The 19,413-nt window shown below is 41.4% G+C and carries 15 protein-coding genes; all 15 read right to left on the bottom strand.

Annotated features, from left to right (window positions below; translation table 11 throughout):
• Positions 1-162: 162 nt before the first annotated feature.
• Complete coding sequence (locus FTT87_RS00275; RefSeq protein WP_180043653.1) at positions 163-2,172, bottom strand: alpha/beta fold hydrolase; 2,010 nt, start codon at positions 2,170-2,172, stop codon at positions 163-165.
• Positions 2,173-2,303: 131 nt separating this feature from the next.
• A complete protein-coding gene (locus FTT87_RS00270) occupies positions 2,304-3,218 on the bottom strand; it encodes an ABUW_2363 family tetratricopeptide repeat lipoprotein (protein ID WP_180043651.1) in 915 nt (304 codons plus the stop codon).
• A 111-nt stretch (positions 3,219-3,329) separates the two neighbouring features.
• Entirely contained in the window at positions 3,330-4,139 is an 810-nt protein-coding gene (gene cysE / locus FTT87_RS00265) for a serine O-acetyltransferase (protein WP_086195115.1), read from the bottom strand.
• Positions 4,132-4,989, bottom strand: coding sequence for an RNA methyltransferase (locus FTT87_RS00260; protein ID WP_086195116.1), 858 nt, complete (start codon positions 4,987-4,989; stop codon positions 4,132-4,134). Before FTT87_RS00260 ends, cysE begins: the two co-directional genes overlap by 8 nt.
• 33 nt (positions 4,990-5,022) lie before the next feature.
• Complete coding sequence (gene dnaE, locus FTT87_RS00255) at positions 5,023-8,592, bottom strand: DNA polymerase III subunit alpha (protein ID WP_086195117.1); 3,570 nt, start codon at positions 8,590-8,592, stop codon at positions 5,023-5,025.
• 242 nt (positions 8,593-8,834) lie between these two features.
• The gene (locus FTT87_RS00250) at positions 8,835-9,530 is read right to left on the bottom strand and encodes a methionine ABC transporter permease (protein WP_086195118.1); all 696 of its coding nucleotides are present in this window, start codon (positions 9,528-9,530) and stop codon (positions 8,835-8,837) included.
• Positions 9,527-10,552 (bottom strand): methionine ABC transporter ATP-binding protein, encoded by a 1,026-nt coding sequence (locus FTT87_RS00245; protein ID WP_180043649.1) that lies wholly within the window; start codon positions 10,550-10,552, stop codon positions 9,527-9,529. The genes FTT87_RS00250 and FTT87_RS00245 overlap by 4 nt, the downstream gene beginning before the upstream one ends.
• A 73-nt stretch (positions 10,553-10,625) precedes the next feature.
• Positions 10,626-11,498, bottom strand: a complete 873-nt coding sequence (locus FTT87_RS00240; protein ID WP_086195120.1) for a MetQ/NlpA family ABC transporter substrate-binding protein — start codon at positions 11,496-11,498, stop codon at positions 10,626-10,628.
• A gap of 439 nt (positions 11,499-11,937) precedes the next feature.
• Positions 11,938-12,774: a TIGR02391 family protein gene (locus FTT87_RS00235; RefSeq protein ID WP_180043647.1), complete on the bottom strand. Its 837-nt coding sequence runs from the start codon at positions 12,772-12,774 to the stop codon at positions 11,938-11,940.
• 85 nt (positions 12,775-12,859) lie between these two features.
• The gene (gene purD, locus FTT87_RS00230; RefSeq protein ID WP_180043645.1) at positions 12,860-14,143 is read right to left on the bottom strand and encodes a phosphoribosylamine--glycine ligase; all 1,284 of its coding nucleotides are present in this window, start codon (positions 14,141-14,143) and stop codon (positions 12,860-12,862) included.
• Between the two features lie 130 nt (positions 14,144-14,273).
• On the bottom strand, positions 14,274-15,848 hold the full coding sequence (purH, locus tag FTT87_RS00225) for a bifunctional phosphoribosylaminoimidazolecarboxamide formyltransferase/IMP cyclohydrolase (RefSeq protein WP_180043643.1): 1,575 nt from the start codon (positions 15,846-15,848) through the stop codon (positions 14,274-14,276).
• Positions 15,849-15,936: 88 nt separating this feature from the next.
• Positions 15,937-16,206 (bottom strand): DNA-binding transcriptional regulator Fis, encoded by a 270-nt coding sequence (gene fis, locus FTT87_RS00220; protein WP_001086304.1) that lies wholly within the window; start codon positions 16,204-16,206, stop codon positions 15,937-15,939.
• 390 nt (positions 16,207-16,596) lie between these two features.
• Positions 16,597-17,472 (bottom strand): DUF3426 domain-containing protein, encoded by an 876-nt coding sequence (locus FTT87_RS00215; protein WP_180043641.1) that lies wholly within the window; start codon positions 17,470-17,472, stop codon positions 16,597-16,599.
• A 3-nt stretch (positions 17,473-17,475) separates the two neighbouring features.
• Complete coding sequence (prmA, locus tag FTT87_RS00210) at positions 17,476-18,393, bottom strand: 50S ribosomal protein L11 methyltransferase (protein ID WP_180043639.1); 918 nt, start codon at positions 18,391-18,393, stop codon at positions 17,476-17,478.
• Between the two features lie 132 nt (positions 18,394-18,525).
• Positions 18,526-19,401, bottom strand: coding sequence for a bile acid:sodium symporter family protein (locus FTT87_RS00205; RefSeq protein WP_180043624.1), 876 nt, complete (start codon positions 19,399-19,401; stop codon positions 18,526-18,528).
• Positions 19,402-19,413 lie beyond the last annotated feature (12 nt).

Below are 19,413 nucleotides of genomic sequence, written 5' to 3'. Positions count from 1 at the left end.
GCTCAGACATCTTATCAAATTTGCATGAATTGCGAAAAATGCTTTGCAGTAAATGAATAAAAATTAGGAGAACAGTTTGACGGGTTTTATCGCAGTGCTGATTGTACCGGCAATGAAAATGACGCTGCGGGTTGATACGAAACTGGAGAACTCAAGCGGACATTAGGGCTGATGCAAACCAAGTCTGGTTAAATGTAGACGCAAGATACGACGCAATTCTAAAACAGCTTCTGGTGTTTCCTGAATGGAATGACCGCCTTTAATAATTTTTTCCGAAATAGCACCCTCCAGATGGGCACTCTTATAGGGCACTATGTCATCAGTGATCACATGGATATCATTACTGTTGGTGATATTGCCAATAATGGAATGAAAGACCAATCCTTTACGCGGGTTAATGTCTTTGGTCAGTTCAATAAACTTGGACTGATAACTTAAATCACTCGGTCCATTTTGAATCAGGCCATGATCAATCTGCTGTAACAGCTCTTTCAAATCCAGATCCTGAGTTTGTATGCTATCGCTAATCGCAGAGAGGAAAGCTCCGGGAATACGGATGATTTTACGTGCTGCCTTGGTAAACCAGCGATCGGCATAATCGGTTCCCCGATGCGGGGTGGCCAGAAAAATCGCCCGAGAAAAATTAGGAATGTCCTTGATGACCAGGCGCTGCGAAATAATCGGTAATTTTTGAAACTTGTTTAACTGACGATTATTCATCATGGATAAGGCTTTTTGGGTTAAGTCTGCATCACTGACCAAAAGCCGGGCAATAATGCCCCCCATACTATGTCCGACCAGTACCGCATCTTTTTTGGCAGGGGCATTGGCATCGACCTGGGCAAAGGCCTGAGTCAATAGGGCATAAATCTGAAAACGGCTTTCCATAATCGGCATATTAGTTGAATAAAATACCTGCCAGACCTGAAAATTTTCCCGTAGTACTGTGTCCCCCATAATATCGTTAGTCAGACGAATCCATGCTTCAGGGCTGCTGGCCAGACCATGGATTAAGACAATCACTTTTTTATTCGGATTATAAGGTTCCAGCATATATAAATGCGGCATGGTGAGATGATCATCACGGTCAATAAGGGTTAAATAGGCTGCCCGGCCGAGATTGTTTTGTGCAAGCCATAAGCCATAAGGCGTAGAAAAGTTTCCAGCCAGCGGATAGGTCTTTCCGGCCATATTGACCTGATCATATTTGTACGGATCAAAGGCTTTTATTTCAAATTCTGCATTGTTTAAAATGTCTTCTACACTGCTGGCCGCTTTAGGCTGGGCAGTCAGGGTTGCCGCTAAATAGCGGGCCTGATGAATATTGGGATTGACCCCGTTTTTGTAACTGAAATTTATTGGGTTAATAATATATTTATTTTTCCCTTCGCTAATACCATCCTTGACCTGCGGTAGAACCAGGACAAATTCTGAGCCAAAACCATCGCGACGGTTAATGGAACGTAAGCCTGAAAAATTCAGGTTGTAACTGGAAAGCAGCTGCTCGATTTTCTGATTTTTGAGCTGTGGATAGTAATCAAAGTTGATCTGATAAATACTTTTACCCACCTTGACCTGTGGCTCAACTACAGTAGGTTTATGACGCAAGGCATAAGCAGTTACCAGTTTAGCCAGTGCTAAATTATAAAAGTCACGTATTTGCACCTGCCGGTTGTCAAAAATGCGGTCTTTGGGCTGTCGTTTGGTCTTAAACATGTAGGCATAGCTGTAGCGGATACTTTTATCCAGCATATACAGTTGCTGATCCAGACATTGATCATAGGTTTCTTGTTGCTGTTTCTGTTTTTCTTCAGATCGGGTACTGGCTAAAGTACTGGTTTTACAGTCAGAAGAATTTTCAAATTCCAATGCTTTGGCCAGGTAAATTTCGCTGGAGGTAGAGAGCAGCTGTTCGTCCTGAATTTGCGGAATCTGTTGCAGTTCCTGAATACACTGGTCGGGTTGGTCGGAACAGATTTTAGCTTCACGACCGGTCATGGACAGCACATTTAAACTGGCTTCACTCAATTTATTTCGGGTAAGGATACTTTCACGTTCATTGGCAATGGTGACATTAATGCCCTGGCTTTTGACGCTGACAATTTGACAACCTGTAAGCAGATAACTACTCAGCAGCGAGGCAAATAAAAGCTGATATATTTGTTTTGGCATAAAGTATGTCTACGTTCAGTATTTATTTGAGTTTTGTTCATCATACGATGATTCTTCTAATTTTCAATTCGTACATATAAAAATAGACCGTTTTGAACGGTCTATCTGAAAGGTGAATGGACAAAGAAAAATTAAGACGTTTTAGCCGGATTAAGTACTTGCCATACATTCCAGCGACCTTGCTTTTCAATTTCTGCAATTAAACGGTCAGCCACTTCAGCTTCTTGCGGATATTTCACTTTGTAATTTTTCAAGACCTGAATCGCATTTTTCTTTTGTTCCATGGCAATGTAATTGTTTGCCGCAGATAAATAGGCTTCCTGCACACCTGCCTTCATGGCCTTGTCTAAATAAGGAATAGCTTCACGTTGACCACCACCTTCAGATAAGCCAAAACCGAACCAGAAGTTTGCTTCAGCATCTTCTTTGTTAATTTTTAAAATGCGCTGTGCATAAGTTAAAGACTTGGTGGTATAGACTGAACCTAAGTCCAGGTTACGTGCCATAACACTGGCTTTAAATGCACGAATCAACACATCAAAAGAGGCATTTTCTTTAGATGCCAGGGTATCGAGCTGTTGAGTCACTTGTTTCAGTTTGGCTTCAAAGCCTTTACGTTCCTGACGTTCAGTAAAACGAGGCGGATAATGGCGTGCTTTGCCTTCTACCAGCTGCAAGAAGTCATCAACTTCGGTGATATCTACTTCATTGTCACCCGCCACAACCGCATATTTTACATTACGTTGCTTGCTGTTTACGGTAGGAATAATCAGCTTGTTGACATCAAGCATCACTTTTTTCTTTGGATCACCCGGCAGTGTGACTTCCATTTTGGTTACCGGCTGTGCAGCAGCTTTTTGTAAGGCAATTTCAAATGGAGGTGGGGCATCATAGTTAAATGGATTTAGTGCATAAAACGGAGCAGTCAATTCAGGTTCAGTGAAAACGATCGGTGCATTGGAATTTTTATCTTTTGTTGGTGTCGAGCTACAGGCTGAGAGTAAAGAAACAGCAATCAATGTACATGCCAAAGGCTTAAGGGTCATAGGTGTCATCCGTTCATTTAATTTTAAAATTAATTAGTAGGTATGTTCCTCAGTCTAAAAAAACTTTCAGGAACATACAAGTCAGGGCTTGTTAATATTCAGGACAGCCGTTCAGGCTTTGGATTGACTGCTTTGCGCTTCGCATTCACGGCGAACGTCCTCCATAATTTTTAATTCTTCTGCACTAAAAGGTTGTTCATTCTGCTGCTGCTTTTTAAATGAAGGATCAATCACTGATAAACGCTGACATAGGGTATTCATACGTTTTTCATTAAGCTGAATCCGGTCCAGCAGTACGCGCATGCCATCCAGAATCGGGTCAGACTGGTCCTGTGTAGCTGCATAAGGCTGAAAGCCAATACTTTCTGCATAATCACGACGGCGGGCTTCTTCTGCATCTTTAGGTTTATCTTTGGTAATAAAGCGTGCCGGGTTTCCTACAGCAGTCGTATTCGGTGGAACAGCCTTGGTTACGACGGCATTGGAACCGACTTTGGCATTTTTACCCACGGTAAAAGGGCCCAGAATTTTGGCACCTGCACCAACCACCACGCCATCTTCCAGCGTAGGATGACGTTTGCCCTTGTTCCAGGTGGTACCGCCCAAAGTGACGCCGTGATAGAGCGTGACATCATCTCCAATTTCAGCCGTTTCACCAATTACTACACCCATGCCATGATCGATAAAGAAACGGCGCCCGATTTTGGCACCCGGATGGATTTCAATGCCGGTGGCAAAACGGCTAAAAGAAGACAGCAGGCGAGCAGAGCCTTTACACTCTTTTTGCCAAAGTTCATGGGCAATACGGTGCATGATCAGTGCATGAATGCCGGGATAGGTAGTGAGAACTTCTAAAGTGTTTCGTGCTGCAGGATCGCGCGCGAATACAGCTTGGATGTCTTCTTTGAGCTGTTTAAGCATTGGATTGATCCTCTGAAGAATCGGTTGTTTTGTCTGTAGATTTTTTCCATGTACCATTGTTCAATGCCTGTACACGGCTAAAGATGCCACGCAGTAAATGATATTCCATACGATCTAATTGTATACGTCCAAATAAACGACGCAAGCGTAAAGGCAATAATCGTGGGTTTTTCGGGTCCATAAATTCAATTTCGGCCAGCATTTTTTCAATATGTGGGTAAAACTGTTCCATCTGTTCATGCGTTACCAAAGGCTCATCCCACTGCATGTCAATGTCATCGGTGACATGCATGGTGGCTTTAGGGTCTTCCGCCTGTTCAGTCAATGCCATGGCAGCCATACGCATTTCATAGCAAATGACCTGAATGGCCTGAGCAACATTCAGTACGCCATAATCGCTATTGACCGGAATGGTGACATGATAATTGGCCATCGCCAGTTCTTCATTGGTCAGACCGCGATCTTCACGACCAAATACAATCGCAATTTCCTGTTTGTTCTGTACCACAGCTTGCAATGATTTTTCTGCAGCAGGGCGGGCATCGAGTAAAGGCCAGGGAATGGTGCGGTTACGTGCACTGGTACCAAAGACCAGATGACAATCCTTAATCGCTTCTTGCAAAGTCGGCACAATTTCAATCTGTTCAATCAGATCGGTTGCGCCTGCGGCCAGTGCATCAATATCAGGATGCGGATAGATTTTAGGCTCTACCAGTACCAGTCTGGATAGGCCCATGGTTTTCATGGCACGTAAGGCGCTGCCGATATTGGCAGGCAAGGTAGTATTGACCATGACAATACGCACATGAGAGAGATGTGCGGAAACCACAGCATTGTCAACTTGACTCATAAGGTGTCCGATTTGAATTTAAATATTTAAAAATTAAGAATATTGAGTGGCTTCAGCCTGATACATATCCATCGCTTCATCCATGCTCACATTGGCTGGAGGCGGCGGGACATTCGCAGGCATGGCCTGCTCGTAACTCACAGCTTTGGCCGCCTTGGATTTGACCTGATATTCAATATGAATTACGTCTTTACCAAAATAGTCACGTAATTTCGTCAGTAACTCATCCAGTGGAGCCACCTTCCAATTCAGGCCCAGGTTGATATCAGCAGAGGCATAGGAATAATCAATGTGTAATTGCATCGGGATATGATTGCACATATCGACATTACAGAATGGCATTAAGATTTTGCGTAAATCCTGACTGAGTGAAGGGTTGAGATGTTCCGCGTTCAGCTTGATTTGAATACTGTTGGCACGTTTCTGACGAATTTCATTCAGGCTAAAGGCTTTGGTCAGGCGTCCCATAGGACGGTCAAAACCTTCACGTTCATAAATTTCTCCTTCAATCACCACCACTTTTTCATTTTGAATAATGTCTTTAAAGCGTTGGAAACGTTCGTGATTGGCCGAGACTTCTATACGTGCAGTGCCATCATCCAGAGTAACCATCATGCGGTTCGGGAAGTTGGCGACATCGACCACCAGCCCGGCAAATACGGTAGTCACACCACGGCGTGTAGGGGTGAGCTCATTAATACGTGCAGGAATAAAGGATTTAAGTTCTGGACGATACACATCAATCGGATGTCCGGTTAAATACAGTCCCAAAGTGTCTTTTTCACCTTTGAGGCGAACTTCATCTGACCACGGTTTGACCGGTTTGGCTGGTTTGCGCTGAACTTCCTCAACTTCACCGAATAAATCCATGATGCCAGATTCACGGTTTGAACGTGCCTGTTCTGCGGCTTGAACCGCTTCAGGAAGTTGCGCCATGAGGTCAGCACGTTCAATGCCCAAACAGTCCATCGCACCTGCACGGATGAGTGCTTCAAGGGTACGTTTATTGATTTTTTTCAGATCGACTCGGTGGCAGAAATCAAACAAATCTTTATAAGGACCATCCTGTATGCGTGAATCAATCACCGACTGCATTGCAGCTTCACCCACGCCTTTAATTGCACCTAAACCATAGACAATGGTATTCGGACTGCTGGCATGGAAATTATATAAGGACATATTGATAGATGGCGGAAGAACTTCCAGACCATTAATACGGCAGTCATCAATCAGGAACACGATGTTGTCGGTGTTCTGCATTTCCGAGGTCATTACCGCAGACATAAACTCTGCAGGATAATGTGCTTTTAGCCATGCGGTCTGATAAGCAACCAGGGCATAGGCGGCAGCATGTGATTTGTTGAAACCATAACCGGCAAATTTTTCCATATAGTCGAAGATATGGTTGGCGGTCGCTTCATCAATATCTTTTTCAGCAGCACCTTTAATAAAGATCTGGCGCTGCTTGACCATTTCCTCAGGTTTTTTCTTACCCATGGCACGGCGCAGTAAATCCGCACCGCCCAGACTATAACCGGCACAGAACTGTGCAGCCTGCATCACCTGTTCCTGATACACCATAATCCCGTAGGTCGGTTCCAGAACTTTTTCCAGTAATGGGTGCAGGTATTCAAACTCACCGCCATGCATACGATGAATAAAGTCAGGAATCAGGTCCATTGGACCCGGACGGTACAAAGACACGAAGGCAATAATTTCTTCGAATTTGCTTGGACGTGCTTCCTTGAGCATTTTTTTCATGCCCACGGATTCAAACTGGAATACCGCAGTGGTGTTGGCGTTGGCAAAGATTTCGTAGGCCGGTTTATCATCCAGTGGAATATAGGAAATATTGACCGGTTCTGTGACATCTGGACGCGCATTGATATGCTTAATCGCATCTTCAATTACGGTTAAGTTACGTAAACCCAAGAAGTCGAACTTGACCAGACCAGCTGCTTCGACATCGTCCTTATCGAACTGGGCAACACGGTTAGTTCCGTCGGCATCACACATTACAGCTGAGTAGTCGGTCAGCTTGGTCGGTGCAATCACCACACCACCGGCATGTTTACCGGTATTACGGGTAATGCCTTCAAGTTTGAGTGCCATTTCCCAGATTTCAGCGGCATCGTCATTGTCCGGGTTGGACGGATTGGTGACAATATCCTTGAGCTGCGGCTCAGCTTCCAGCGATTCTTCCAGACTCAAACCCAAGGGCTTGGTTGGAATCATTTTGGAAATACGGTCCGCCAGACCATAGGATTTACCTAAAACACGTGCCACGTCCCGAATTGCACCTTTGGCCGCCATGGTCCCGAAAGTGGCAATCTGTGATACCGCATCTCGGCCATAAGTACGTGCCACATAGTCAATTACGCGGTCACGACCGGCAATACAGAAATCGACGTCAAAGTCGGGCATCGACACACGTTCCGGGTTCAAGAAACGTTCGAACAGCAGGTCATAACGCAGTGGATCCAGATCGGTAATTTTTAAGCTATACGCCACCAGTGAACCGGCACCTGAACCACGGCCCGGGCCGACAGGTACACCGTTACCTTTGGACCATTGAATAAAGTCCATCACGATCAGGAAGTAACCGGGGAAACCCATGTCGAGAATAATCTTTACTTCGAAGGCTAAACGCTCGTCATAAGGTTTACGGATTTCCGGCCAGTCTTCACCGCGCTTTTCAGGTGGATATAGGAAGTTAAGTCGTTCTTCCAGACCTTGTTCGGATAAATGTGCAAAGTAGGTATCAATGGTATGACCTTCCGGAATTGGGTAGTCCGGTAAGTCATTAAAACCTAAGCGTAAAGTCACATTACAACGCTTGGCAATGTGGTAGGTATTTTCAATGGCTGTTGGAATATCTGAAAATAGTTCCGTCATTTCTACAGCAGTTTTAAAGTACTGTTCAGGGCTATAGGTTTTAGGACGGCGGTTATCACCCAATACATAACCATCGGCAATACAGACCCGGGCTTCATGTGCTTCAAAATCATCACGTGTAATGAAGTGTACGTCGTTATGGGCGACCACGCCTATATTGTATTTTTTTGCAAGTTTGACAGCTTCTTCAATAAAGGCATCTTCATCAGGACGGTTGGTACGGGTCAAAGCTAAATAAACCCGATTGCCGAATTTTTCAATCCATTCTTGAAGGAGGGGTTCAGCTTTATCTGGATTTGATGTGATCAGCATTTTGCCAACATCAGATTGCATGCCCAATAGCACAATCAGGTCTTGATGCTGATCTAAAATCCAGTCTTTTTGTACACAAGGAATATCGAGTTGCTGACCTGAAATAAAACCTTGAGAAACCAGTTCGGTCAGACTGCGCCAGCCTTTATTGGTCATGGACAATAATGTCACACGATGTTCAGCATCATTCAGGCGGATTTCTGAACCTAAAATAGGTTTAATGCCTTTATCCAGACATTTTTTATAGAATTTTACCGCAGCATGCAGGTTGGACAGGTCGGTAATGGCCAGTGCTGGCATTTCATCATTTGCAGCAGCTTTAATTAGATCAGATATACGTACGATAGATTCTGTAATGGAAAATTCTGTATGTATACCAAGATGAACAAAGTGCATAAATGAGTCCCTGCAAAAACCACTGGATAGTTTAGCATGCTCTAGGAAAAGTCATGGATTATTATTTAGCTAATTCAAGTTCAAAATTGACTTTTTAAGTGTGATGAATAGGTGATTAAAATCATATCAGTAGGCTAAACGAATTTGAGTCCTCCTAATATTGATTGGAAGTGAAGCGGTACTTAAACTTAATTCTGAATATAAAAAAGCCCTCAATCGAGAGGGCATTCAATAATGGTATTTTATCTTAATCGTGACAGCCATTCACCAAAGGTCTGTACAAATTGCACCAGCAATAACAGCACAATCACGGTCAAAATGACTACACTGGTATCAAAACGCTGGTAACCGTAGGAAATGGCCAGATCGCCAATACCACCGGCACCGACCGCACCAGCCATCGCCGTTGCACCAATCAGGCTAATGGTTGCCGTAGTAAGGTTTAAAATCAGTGAACTGCGTGCTTCAGGCAAAATGAACTTGAAAATAATTTGCAGGGGCGAAGCACCCATGGCTTGCGCTGATTCGATAATACCTTCATTTACTTCAAGCAATGAAGTTTCAATCAATCGACCCATATAAGGACCAATATAAATGGTCAACGGCACAATTGCCGCCCATGTACCAATTGATGTGCCCACGAGTAATTTAGTCAGTGGAATAAAGGCAATCAGCAGGATAATAAAGGGTAAGGAACGTAGCGCATTTACAATCGGGTTTAAGCCATGATAAATCACCCGGTTTGGCAAAATGCCTGCCGGACGGGTCACCAGCAAAATGATGGCCTGGATAAAGCCCCAGATACAACCAAACAGCATGGCAAAGAACACCATGTGCAAGGTTTCTTGCAGCGCGGTTACAAACTGGTCAATCGAAAGTGAGCTTTTCCAGTAAGGCGCCGTGATTTCAGTCAGCCATTGAACAATTAAATCTCTCATGCGCTGACTCCAGACTGTTCAACTTTGACCCCATTTTGCTGGAAAAATGCAACAGCTTGCTCAATCACCACAGGATCACCTAGCAGCTGGACAAACATTTGTCCTATCACTGAACCGTTAATTTCAGTCATATTGGCAAACAGAATATTCAAGCTGATATCAAACTGTTTAATGGCTGCCTGTACTACGGTTTCTTGTGCAGATGTACCCAAAAATTGCAGGCTATAAATGCTGTTATGATTTTGATTTTCCAGGTTTTGTAGAATATTAAAAGGAAGTTGCTGCTGCAAAACGGTCTGAATAAAATTCTTCGTGGTTGGATGCTGTGGCTGACTGAAAATTTCCAGCGTCGAACCGGTTTCGATCACTTTACCCTGTTCCATTACCGCAACATAATCACAAACAGATTCAATCACATCCATTTCATGGGTCACCATAACAATGGTAATGCCTTGTTCTTTATTAATCTTTTTAAGCAAATCTAAAACAGATTTGGTGGTTTGCGGATCCAGTGCCGAAGTCGCTTCATCACAGAGTAAAATTTTAGGATGATTGGCGAGGGCACGGGCAATACCGACACGCTGTTTTTGACCGCCAGACAGTTCATCCGGATAAGCATCTTTCTTATGCTTAAGATCGATAAACTCGAGCAATTCCGCTAAACGTTTTTCACGCTCGGCTTTGCTCCAGCCCAACAGTTTCATTGGCATTTCAATATTGGCTGCGACAGTTTTACTCTGCAACAAATTAAAATGCTGAAAGATCATCCCGATGTTGGCACGTTCCTGACGTAATGAACGTGCATCCAATGCGGTAAAATCTTTTTGATTAATGATGACTTGACCATCATTTGGTCGTTCCAGCAAATTAATCAGGCGGATTAAGGTACTTTTACCCGCACCACTATAGCCAATAATGCCAAAAATACTGCCATCTGGAATCTGTAAATTAATTTGATCCAAGGCACGAATTGTTTGACCTTTAAGCTGATAATGTTTTGAAATATTTTTAAATTCAATCATATGGTCAAAAACTATCTATAAAAAGAAAAACAGGCAAAGAAACTTTGCCTGTTTAGATAAACCAATTATATTACTATTTCGAGTCAGTGAGATAGCTAATCGGTTTATTTACGTCAACTTTGGTACCGCCAAATTTCTGTTGCACAAATTTTTTCACGGCTTCAGAGTGGTAAAGTGCACCTACTTTTTGCAATACTGGGTCATTTTGACGACCTTCTGCAACAGCAAGAATATTGACATTCATTTTGGTGCTTTGGTCGATTGGCTCATAATAAATAGAGTCTTTCAGCACATTTAAGCCACCTTCCATTGCCAAAGTATTACCCAAAACAATGGCATCGACTTCGTCTTTTACACGTACAGCAGTTGCCATCTGAATTGGTTTGATCACAATTTTTTTGTTGTTTTCAACAACATCGGCAGGGGTGCCTTTTACGTTGTCAAAATTAGTTTTTAATTTAACCAAACCGGCAGATTGAAGTAACAATAATGCACGTGATTCATTTGCACCATCGTTAGGAATGGCAATCGTTGCACCTGTTTTGAATTCATCAAGTTTCTTCACTTTACTTGAATAAATACCCATTGGTTCCAGGTAAGTGGTAGAAAGCGGAGCAATCTTGTCTTTATTGGATTCGTTAAAAGCAACCAGGTAGGCATAAGACTGGAAGGCATTCACATCAATTTCTTTATTGGCTACTGCTGTGTTCATAGACACATAGTCAGTGAAGTTTTTCACTTCAAGCTTAATACCAGCAGTTTTGGTTTCCGGAAGTGTGGCAATATAACGCCAAACTTCTGCATCCGAACCTGTAGACGCCATAGTGACCGTTTGCAGACCATTCGCGTCTTTTGTTTGAGCTGCATTATTTGCAGGCGCTTCTTGCTTACCACAGCCAGACAAGCCAACTGAAAGACCTAAAACAAGACCAAGGAGCTTTTTCATGTATATGTCCTAGTAAATTTAATTTGGCGATAAATTTACGAATATGTCATTGGAGAGATTAAATCAAGTGTGAATCAGATCAACTGATTGATGCAGATAACTTTAAAATGTCCCATTCATCAACGCAATTGGATATCGGTAGCATCATGGAGAGATGTTTTTTGTTTGAAAAAAGCAAATTGCTGTAATCAAACAATTTTCATGATGACTTATTCCTAAAAATTGGATACATCATAACAATTTTTTTTTATGCATAATAGTGATTATAAATCTGATATTTAGCTTAATTTTGCATAAAAAAGTGAGACGTTTTTATAAATTAATTCATAAAACAATAGATTAAATTTATTGAAATGAGTAAAACCGATAATTAAAGAATTTTGTTTCTATATAAATTTTTTGAAAATACAAAGCTAAAAAATGGATATTGATAAAAATACTAATTGTTTGGTATTGATTCATTCTCTAAAAGATAAAGTTCATTAATTAGCATAAATTCGCGTATTTGCATTTTGTAGTGTTTATTGATTTCTCCGTGGGCGCGTTCCTTTCTATATGCTGTAAAAATGTGAGTGAACAAGCGTCCTATAGCATTTGATACCTCTTCATTATCTACATTCCACTTGTACATTGATTTATGTTTATCAGAAATGAATGCAGTCTTGAGCAGATTTGAAGAAAATAAATCTGTCTTGGTTTTGTGTCTAAGTATGTCTTCAAGTCTGGCATATGCTGTCATAATTGCATTGTTAGGCTCTTCCTTAAATTTTAAAGCTAAATCAAAAATACGAGGGTCGATAAGGTGATAGCTAAGCTCAATTGGATAATGTCGATCATTGATTTGTTGATATTCTAATGTTTCATAGATTGTATAAATATATTCATGAATACGTAAAGGGCGAACAAATTTACTTTCTAATATGTGTTTTACATCCGACTCTAAAATTAATGCTTTATTAACTTTCTTCATTAGTTTTTCGGAAATATTAACTTCTTCAATGTCTATTTGATGTTTCAGGAGAAGTTGAAGCGAAGATGCTAGACCTTTTGGACCCTCACCCATATAACCGGATGTAAATCCTGATCGGACTACGTAAGTATTTCTTTCAGAAATAATTAAGAATGCATGATATTGTTTATTTGATAGAAGGATAGCTTTTTCTATATTTTGTTGTGTTTGAAGTATAAATCCTAAAGCTTCTAAACAATCTTGTGTATAGCAAGTACCTAAATATTGTATTTTTTCTGAACCTTGAGTAAATAGAGTACTGAGCATTTTTAAGTAAATGATTTTATAGAATAAAATTAATATACATTAAAAAAACCCGCACTAGGCGGGTTTTTTTGCTGAATTAAATCAATCAAGCATTTTCGCGTGCAATTGCGCGGTAACCAATATCCTTACGGTATTGAACACCATCAAAAGTCACTTTTTGGCAAAGTTCCAAAGCTTTGGCTTGTGCTTCACCGATGGTATTGCCGAGTGCAGTTACGCAAAGCACACGACCACCAGCAGTCACAATTTCACCTTTTTCATTGGCTTTTGTACCTGCATGGAATACTTTTGTATCTACCATTTCAGTGTTTAAGCCTGAAATTACATCACCATTGCTTGAAGTTTCCGGATAACCTTTAGATGCCAGTACGATACCGACAGTCTTACGTTCATCCCATTCAGCGTCCGCAGGTAAGCTACCTGCAATACCTGCTTCAACCAGATCCACTAAAGATGATTTTAAACGCATCATGATAGGCTGGGTTTCAGGATCACCAAAACGACAGTTGAATTCGATCACTTTAGGTTGACCTTGTTCATCAATCATTAAGCCTGCATACAAGAAACCTGTATAGACATGACCATCAGCTTTCATGCCATCAACGGTTGGACGCATGACTTCTTTCATGACTTTTTCAAAAACGTCAGCAGTCACAACAGGAGCAGGAGAGTAAGCACCCATACCACCAGTGTTTGGACCTTGGTCACCTTCAAAGATACGTTTGTGATCTTGCGATGTTGCCATTGGCAAGATGTTGTCGCCATCAATCATACAAATGAAAGATGCTTCTTCACCTGCAAGGAACTCTTCGATCACAACGCGAGAACCAGCATCACCAAATTTGTTGCCAGCCAGCATGTCATCAATGGCATCAAATGCTTCTTGATTGGTCATGGCAACGATTACGCCTTTACCCGCAGCAAGACCATCGGCCTTGATTACGATTGGCGCACCATTTTTCTCAACAAATGCTTTGGCTGCATCTACTTCAGTAAATACGTCATAGAAAGCAGTAGGAATGTTGTGACGTTTTAAGAAGTGCTTGGCGAATGCTTTAGAGCCTTCAAGCTGTGCAGCAAATTGAGTTGGACCCCAGATTTTAAGCTCAGCCGCGCGGCAAGCATCGACTACACCATTTACCAGTGGTGCTTCAGGACCAACGACAATTAGATCAACTGCATTGTTTTTAGCAAAGTCGATAATTGCAGCATTGTCTAAAATATTTAACGCAACATTTTCGCATTTATTTTCTGTTGCAGTACCTGCATTACCCGGTGCTACAAATACTTTTGCGACTTTGTCATCTTGCGCGATTTTCCATGCCAAAGCATGTTCACGACCGCCATTACCCAAAACTAAAATATTCATCGGTTCATACTCCATGAATCGAAAATGACATAAAGTCCTCAACCTAAAAATAGGAGAGGACTTTATGCAAGATTAGAAATCTATTTGTCTAAATGTAGATGACTTTGTCATTACATTAATATCCAATCACTTAGTGACGGAAGTGACGCATGCCAGTGAAGACCATTGCAATACCAGCTTCGTCAGCAGCAGCAATTGTTTCTTCATCACGCATAGAACCACCCGGTTGGATAATGCATTTAATACCTGCTTTAGCAGCATTATCAATACCATCACGGAATGGGAAGAATGCATCAGACGCCATGACAGCACCTTCAACCACTAAGCCAGCATGTTCAGCTTTGATCGCAGCAATACGAGCAGAGTTTACACGGCTCATTTGACCTGCGCCGACACCAATGGTTTGACGGTTTTTCGCATAAACAATCGCGTTAGATTTTACATATTTCGCAACTTTCCAGGCGAAGATCATGTCATCGATTTCTTGCTCAGTCGGTGCACGTTTAGTCACAACTTTAAGATCATCTTTGGTGATCATACCCAAGTCTTGATCTTGAACCAGTAAACCACCGTTTACACGTTTGTAGTCAAGCTGTGCTTTACGCTCATCAATTGCTGGCAATTCACCACATACAAGAACACGGACGTTTTTCTTCGCACCAGTGATTTCAAGTACGCCTTCAGCTACGCTTGGCGCAATGATCACTTCAACGAATTGACGGTCAACAATCGCTTGCGCAGTTGCAACGTCTAATTCACGGTTGAATGCAATGATGCCACCGAATGCAGATTCAGGGTCAGTTGCATAAGCAAGATCATAAGCAGCTTTAATACCGTCAAGCGATACTGCAACGCCACACGGGTTCGCATGTTTTACAATCACACAAGCAGGCTTCGCAAATGATTTCACACATTCAAGTGCTGCATCTGTATCTGCAATGTTGTTGTAAGAAAGTTCTTTACCTTGCAGCTGTTTCGAAGTTGAAACAGAAGCTTCTGTTGCATTAGCTTCTACATAGAAAGCAGCAGCTTGATGTGGGTTTTCACCGTAACGAAGGTCTTGGGCTTTATTCAATTGAGTATTGAAAGTACGTGCAAATTTGTCTGCTTGACCTTCTTCTTTACCTACGCGAGCGCCTAAGTAAGAAGCGATCATGCCGTCATATTGTGCAGTGTGTTCAAATGCTTTCACCGCTAAGTCGAAGCGAGTTGCATAAGACAATGCACCTTCAGCTTTAAGCTCGGCAACTACAGTCGCATAGTCAGCAGCATTTACAACAATACCTACAGATGCATGGTTTTTCGCAGCTGCACGAACCATAGTAGGACCACCGATGTCGATGTTTTCAATTGCATCAGCCAGTGAACAGTTTGGTTTTGCTACAGTTGCAGCAAATGGGTAAAGGTTCACCACAACCAGATCGATGGCATCGATGTTGTGTTCAGCCATTACAGCTTCGTCTAGACCACGACGAGCGAGGATACCACCATGGATTTTCGGGTGAAGTGTTTTTACACGTCCGTCCATCATCTCTGGGAAACCGGTGTGCTCTGAAACTTCAACTACAGCGATATTGTTGTCTTTTAAAAGTTTGTAAGTACCGCCAGTAGATAAAATTTCTACCCCAAGAGCAGCAAGGTCTTGTGCAAATTCGACAATGCCGGTTTTGTCAGAAACAGAGATTAAAGCACGTTTAATAGTCATGATGTCGTCACAGTTATCAAGAATTAAATCAAAAAGCTAAATAGCAGGCCAAAAAAAATGCCTGCGGAAACCGCAAGCATTTTATCACTTATTCACTCATTAAACCGTGAGCTTTTAACTTTTTGCGCAAAGTACCACGGTTAAGGCCTAGAATTTCAGCAGCGCGGGTTTGGTTGCCGCGAGTGTATTCTAAAACAACAGATAAAAGAGGTTTCTCCATTTCTGCCAGCACCATGTCATACACCTGAGAGGGTTGCTCGCCTTGCAATTGTGCAAAGTAATGGCGAACTGCGCGATCTACGTGAATACGAAGAGCGACATCAGATTGTGCAGTAAAAATAGGAGACTTGCTATTCATGCGAATTAATCCGAAAAATCAAATATCACTTGGGTAAAGAGATATATAAAAGTGGTCTATAGAAATTCAATGAACCCCGTTTTAGATCCTAAAACGGAAGTTCTAAAACTTGATCATTTAGCTTGCCACAACTCGACGTTTTTGATCGAAATTTAAGCGTAACAATAGATTAATATTTGTTACCACCCAAAATCAAAACAAAAAAATCTACTCAATACGCTATATTTAATAAAGCGCATTTCAGTTAGACAATTTTGTTGTAAAAATTTTCGAGGAGTTTGCAGCACTAAGCTTTCGTGGCGCGTATGATAGCATTGTCTAAGAAAAAGTGAGCAAGAAAACTACATTTTTTTTACATTTTTTTGTATTTTTTAATAGTTTTTTTCAATGTTACGGGCGAATTATTTCTAAACTATAAGTGTCAAAGCTTTTGCGTGGCATAGGAACGCTAAATTTGAATTTAAAAGGACTATTCTGGGGAATTCGTTGAATTCCTTGCAGACTCGTAATCAGATATTCAGAAGGCTTAAAGGAATAGGTCGAGATGGTTTCCCCATTTGCTTTCAGATCCACCCTGATCATTGGAAGAGCCAGGCTTTGAGTATGATAGTTAATTAGTTCTCCGCTAAACTGGGTTTCTTGTTTGGAAATTTGTTTAACCTTTAACTTGTTGGTAGAGAGTAGTCGATAATTTTCTTCCATAACCGAACATTTAAGTGCCTGACATGCTGTATTAAACAAAGCACTGAATACTGGGCTATTGTTTAAAATTTTCGGATTAAACCAGAAAAACTGAAAAACAAGCAAGCTGACTAAACATAAGTTGATTGTTCCCCATAAAACATAATGCCGCGCACCATATTTTTTCTCTTGTTCAGCTTTTTCTGACCAGTTTAGTGTGGGGTAGTTGCCAATCGGTTCTGTACTAAAATAATTCAAGTTATTGAGATAAGTTTTTAAATCGATATTCGAGTTTTCAACTTTATGATCGAAAATATCCAATAAATGTTTTACCGGTTTCTGTTCTGTAATGAACTGTTCTTTAATGAATGCATTGGATAAAGAAGTTTGTTTGGCTGGATCTAAAGAGGGAGTTGCTTGAGGGAGAGAAAAAGCCTCTTCTTTCTCTACGACCAGATGACTCAATGCATTAAAGTTGGTTGAGCATTTGGCACAACAAACCATGCCGCGAGCAACTGTAAGTTGAGCCACAGAGACTTTGTACTTGGTAAAACAGTTGGGGCAGCAGGTTTGTTTTTCGCTCATAGTCTATTCATGATTAGCAGGGGTATTTTTGCGTTTACCCGAAATTCGACACCAATGTTCGTCACGTTTTTCGACTTGCAGTATATCAAAAAATTCAGAATAAACACTAGAAACATCAGCAACTTGCTCTTCTAATATGCCGGCAAGTGCGAACTCCCCCTCAGATTTAACCAAAGTTGCGAATTCAGGCGCAAGCTCCATTAAGGGACCTGCCAGAATGTTGGCAACAAACACATCTGCTTTCTGATTTTTCAGCTCTTTATTGAACTCTTCAGGTAGTCCAACATACAGATTTTCAAGTACACCATTCAATTCTGCATTTTGTTTGGTTGCCAGTACAGCTTGTGGGTCAATATCGGTAGCATAGACTTTTTTTGCGCCCAGTAATAAAGCGGCAACCCCTAAAATGCCTGAACCACAACCATAATCGATGACAATTTTATCTTTGAGATCGACTTTGCCGAGCCATTGCAGGCAAAGGAAAGTTGAGGCATGGTTACCGGTACCAAAAGCCAGACCTGGGTCAAGCTTGATATTTACTGCATCGGCTTCAGGAGCTTCCATCCATTCAGGTACAATCCAGTATTTCTCGCCAATTTGAATAGGCTCATAGGTATCCATCCAGGTACGTTCCCATTCTTGGTCTTCAAGAAACTCGTAACGTAATGGTGCTTCAGGCATCTGTGCAGTAATAAAGGTAATGAGGGCATCTACATCAATTTCTTCATCATCTTCCTGCGCATAGATACCGGTTACAATGACTTTATTCCACAGAGGCGTTTCACCTGGAAGTGGTTCAAGCAAGTCCTGATTTTCAGCATCGTCTAAAGTTACGCTCACTGCACCCAATGAACTTAATAATGTTTCAGTAAAATCGACTTGAGCCTGCTCAACAGTAATATGAATTTGTAACCACTTCACGGAGATAACCTAAATTTGTGTTTTTAAAAATGCCATTGTAACGGAACTCAGGCTGAAACCACTATATATTGATGAAAACTATCTTGAAAAAGCAAAAGAAGCAGTTTGCACTCTTTATTTACAGAAGCGAAATCAGGGCGTTATAGCCGCTGGATGAGCTGCGAATTTATTTAATAACATGCCGAATAATGTGGCAAAAATATACATAAAAATAGTGTAAATTCCTGCGGGAATGGCAATGGTGGTATTTGATAACACGGAAAGTGCAATAGTAAGCGCCATGCCTGTGTTGTGAATTCCTACTTCAAATGTACATGCGCGTGCCTGTTTGTCGGAAATTCCAGATAAATGTGGAACTAGATAACCCACTAAAAAACTGATGAGGCAAAACAGCGCGATGGCAACCCCAATCTCGGAAAAGTATTCGGTGACATTGAATCGTTCTTTATAAAGGGCATACAAGAAAATCGAAAATAAAAAAATTACTGAACATAATCGCATGGGTTTGTTGAGTTGCAATGCAGTGTTGGGGGTAAGTGAACGAATCAACATACCCAAACAAACCGGAACAAAAATAATTAAAAAGACTTGGGTTATTTTTTCAATAGGCATGGCAACACTTTGCGACTCACCTAAAAAATAATGCATGGATAAATTGACAATAAACGGCAGGGTAAAGGTACAGATAATAGAATTAAGGGCTGTAAGGGTGAGGTTTAACGCCACATCTCCCTTGAAAATATAGCTAATCAAATTTGCTGTAGGGCCACCAGGAGAAGCGGCAAGCAACATTAAGCCAATCGCTAAAAGTGGAGAAGGCTTAAATAAAATACAGATAAAAAATGCCACGCCAACCAAAATGACTTGTTGCGAAAATAAAGCTAAAAAAATAGCTTTAGGGTGATGACGGATACGAAGAAAATCTTTAACTGTGAGTTCAAGCCCTAAACCAATCATCATAAAAGCAAGTATAAGAGGTAAAAAAAGGGTAAAGAGACCTGAATCCATTGAATATCCTTT

The organism is Acinetobacter sp. YH01022 (assembly GCF_013420235.1).
GTDB lineage: Bacteria > Pseudomonadota > Gammaproteobacteria > Pseudomonadales > Moraxellaceae > Acinetobacter.
The sequence above is the reverse complement of the archived record's forward strand: the minus strand, read 5'-3'. Positions and strand labels throughout refer to the sequence as shown.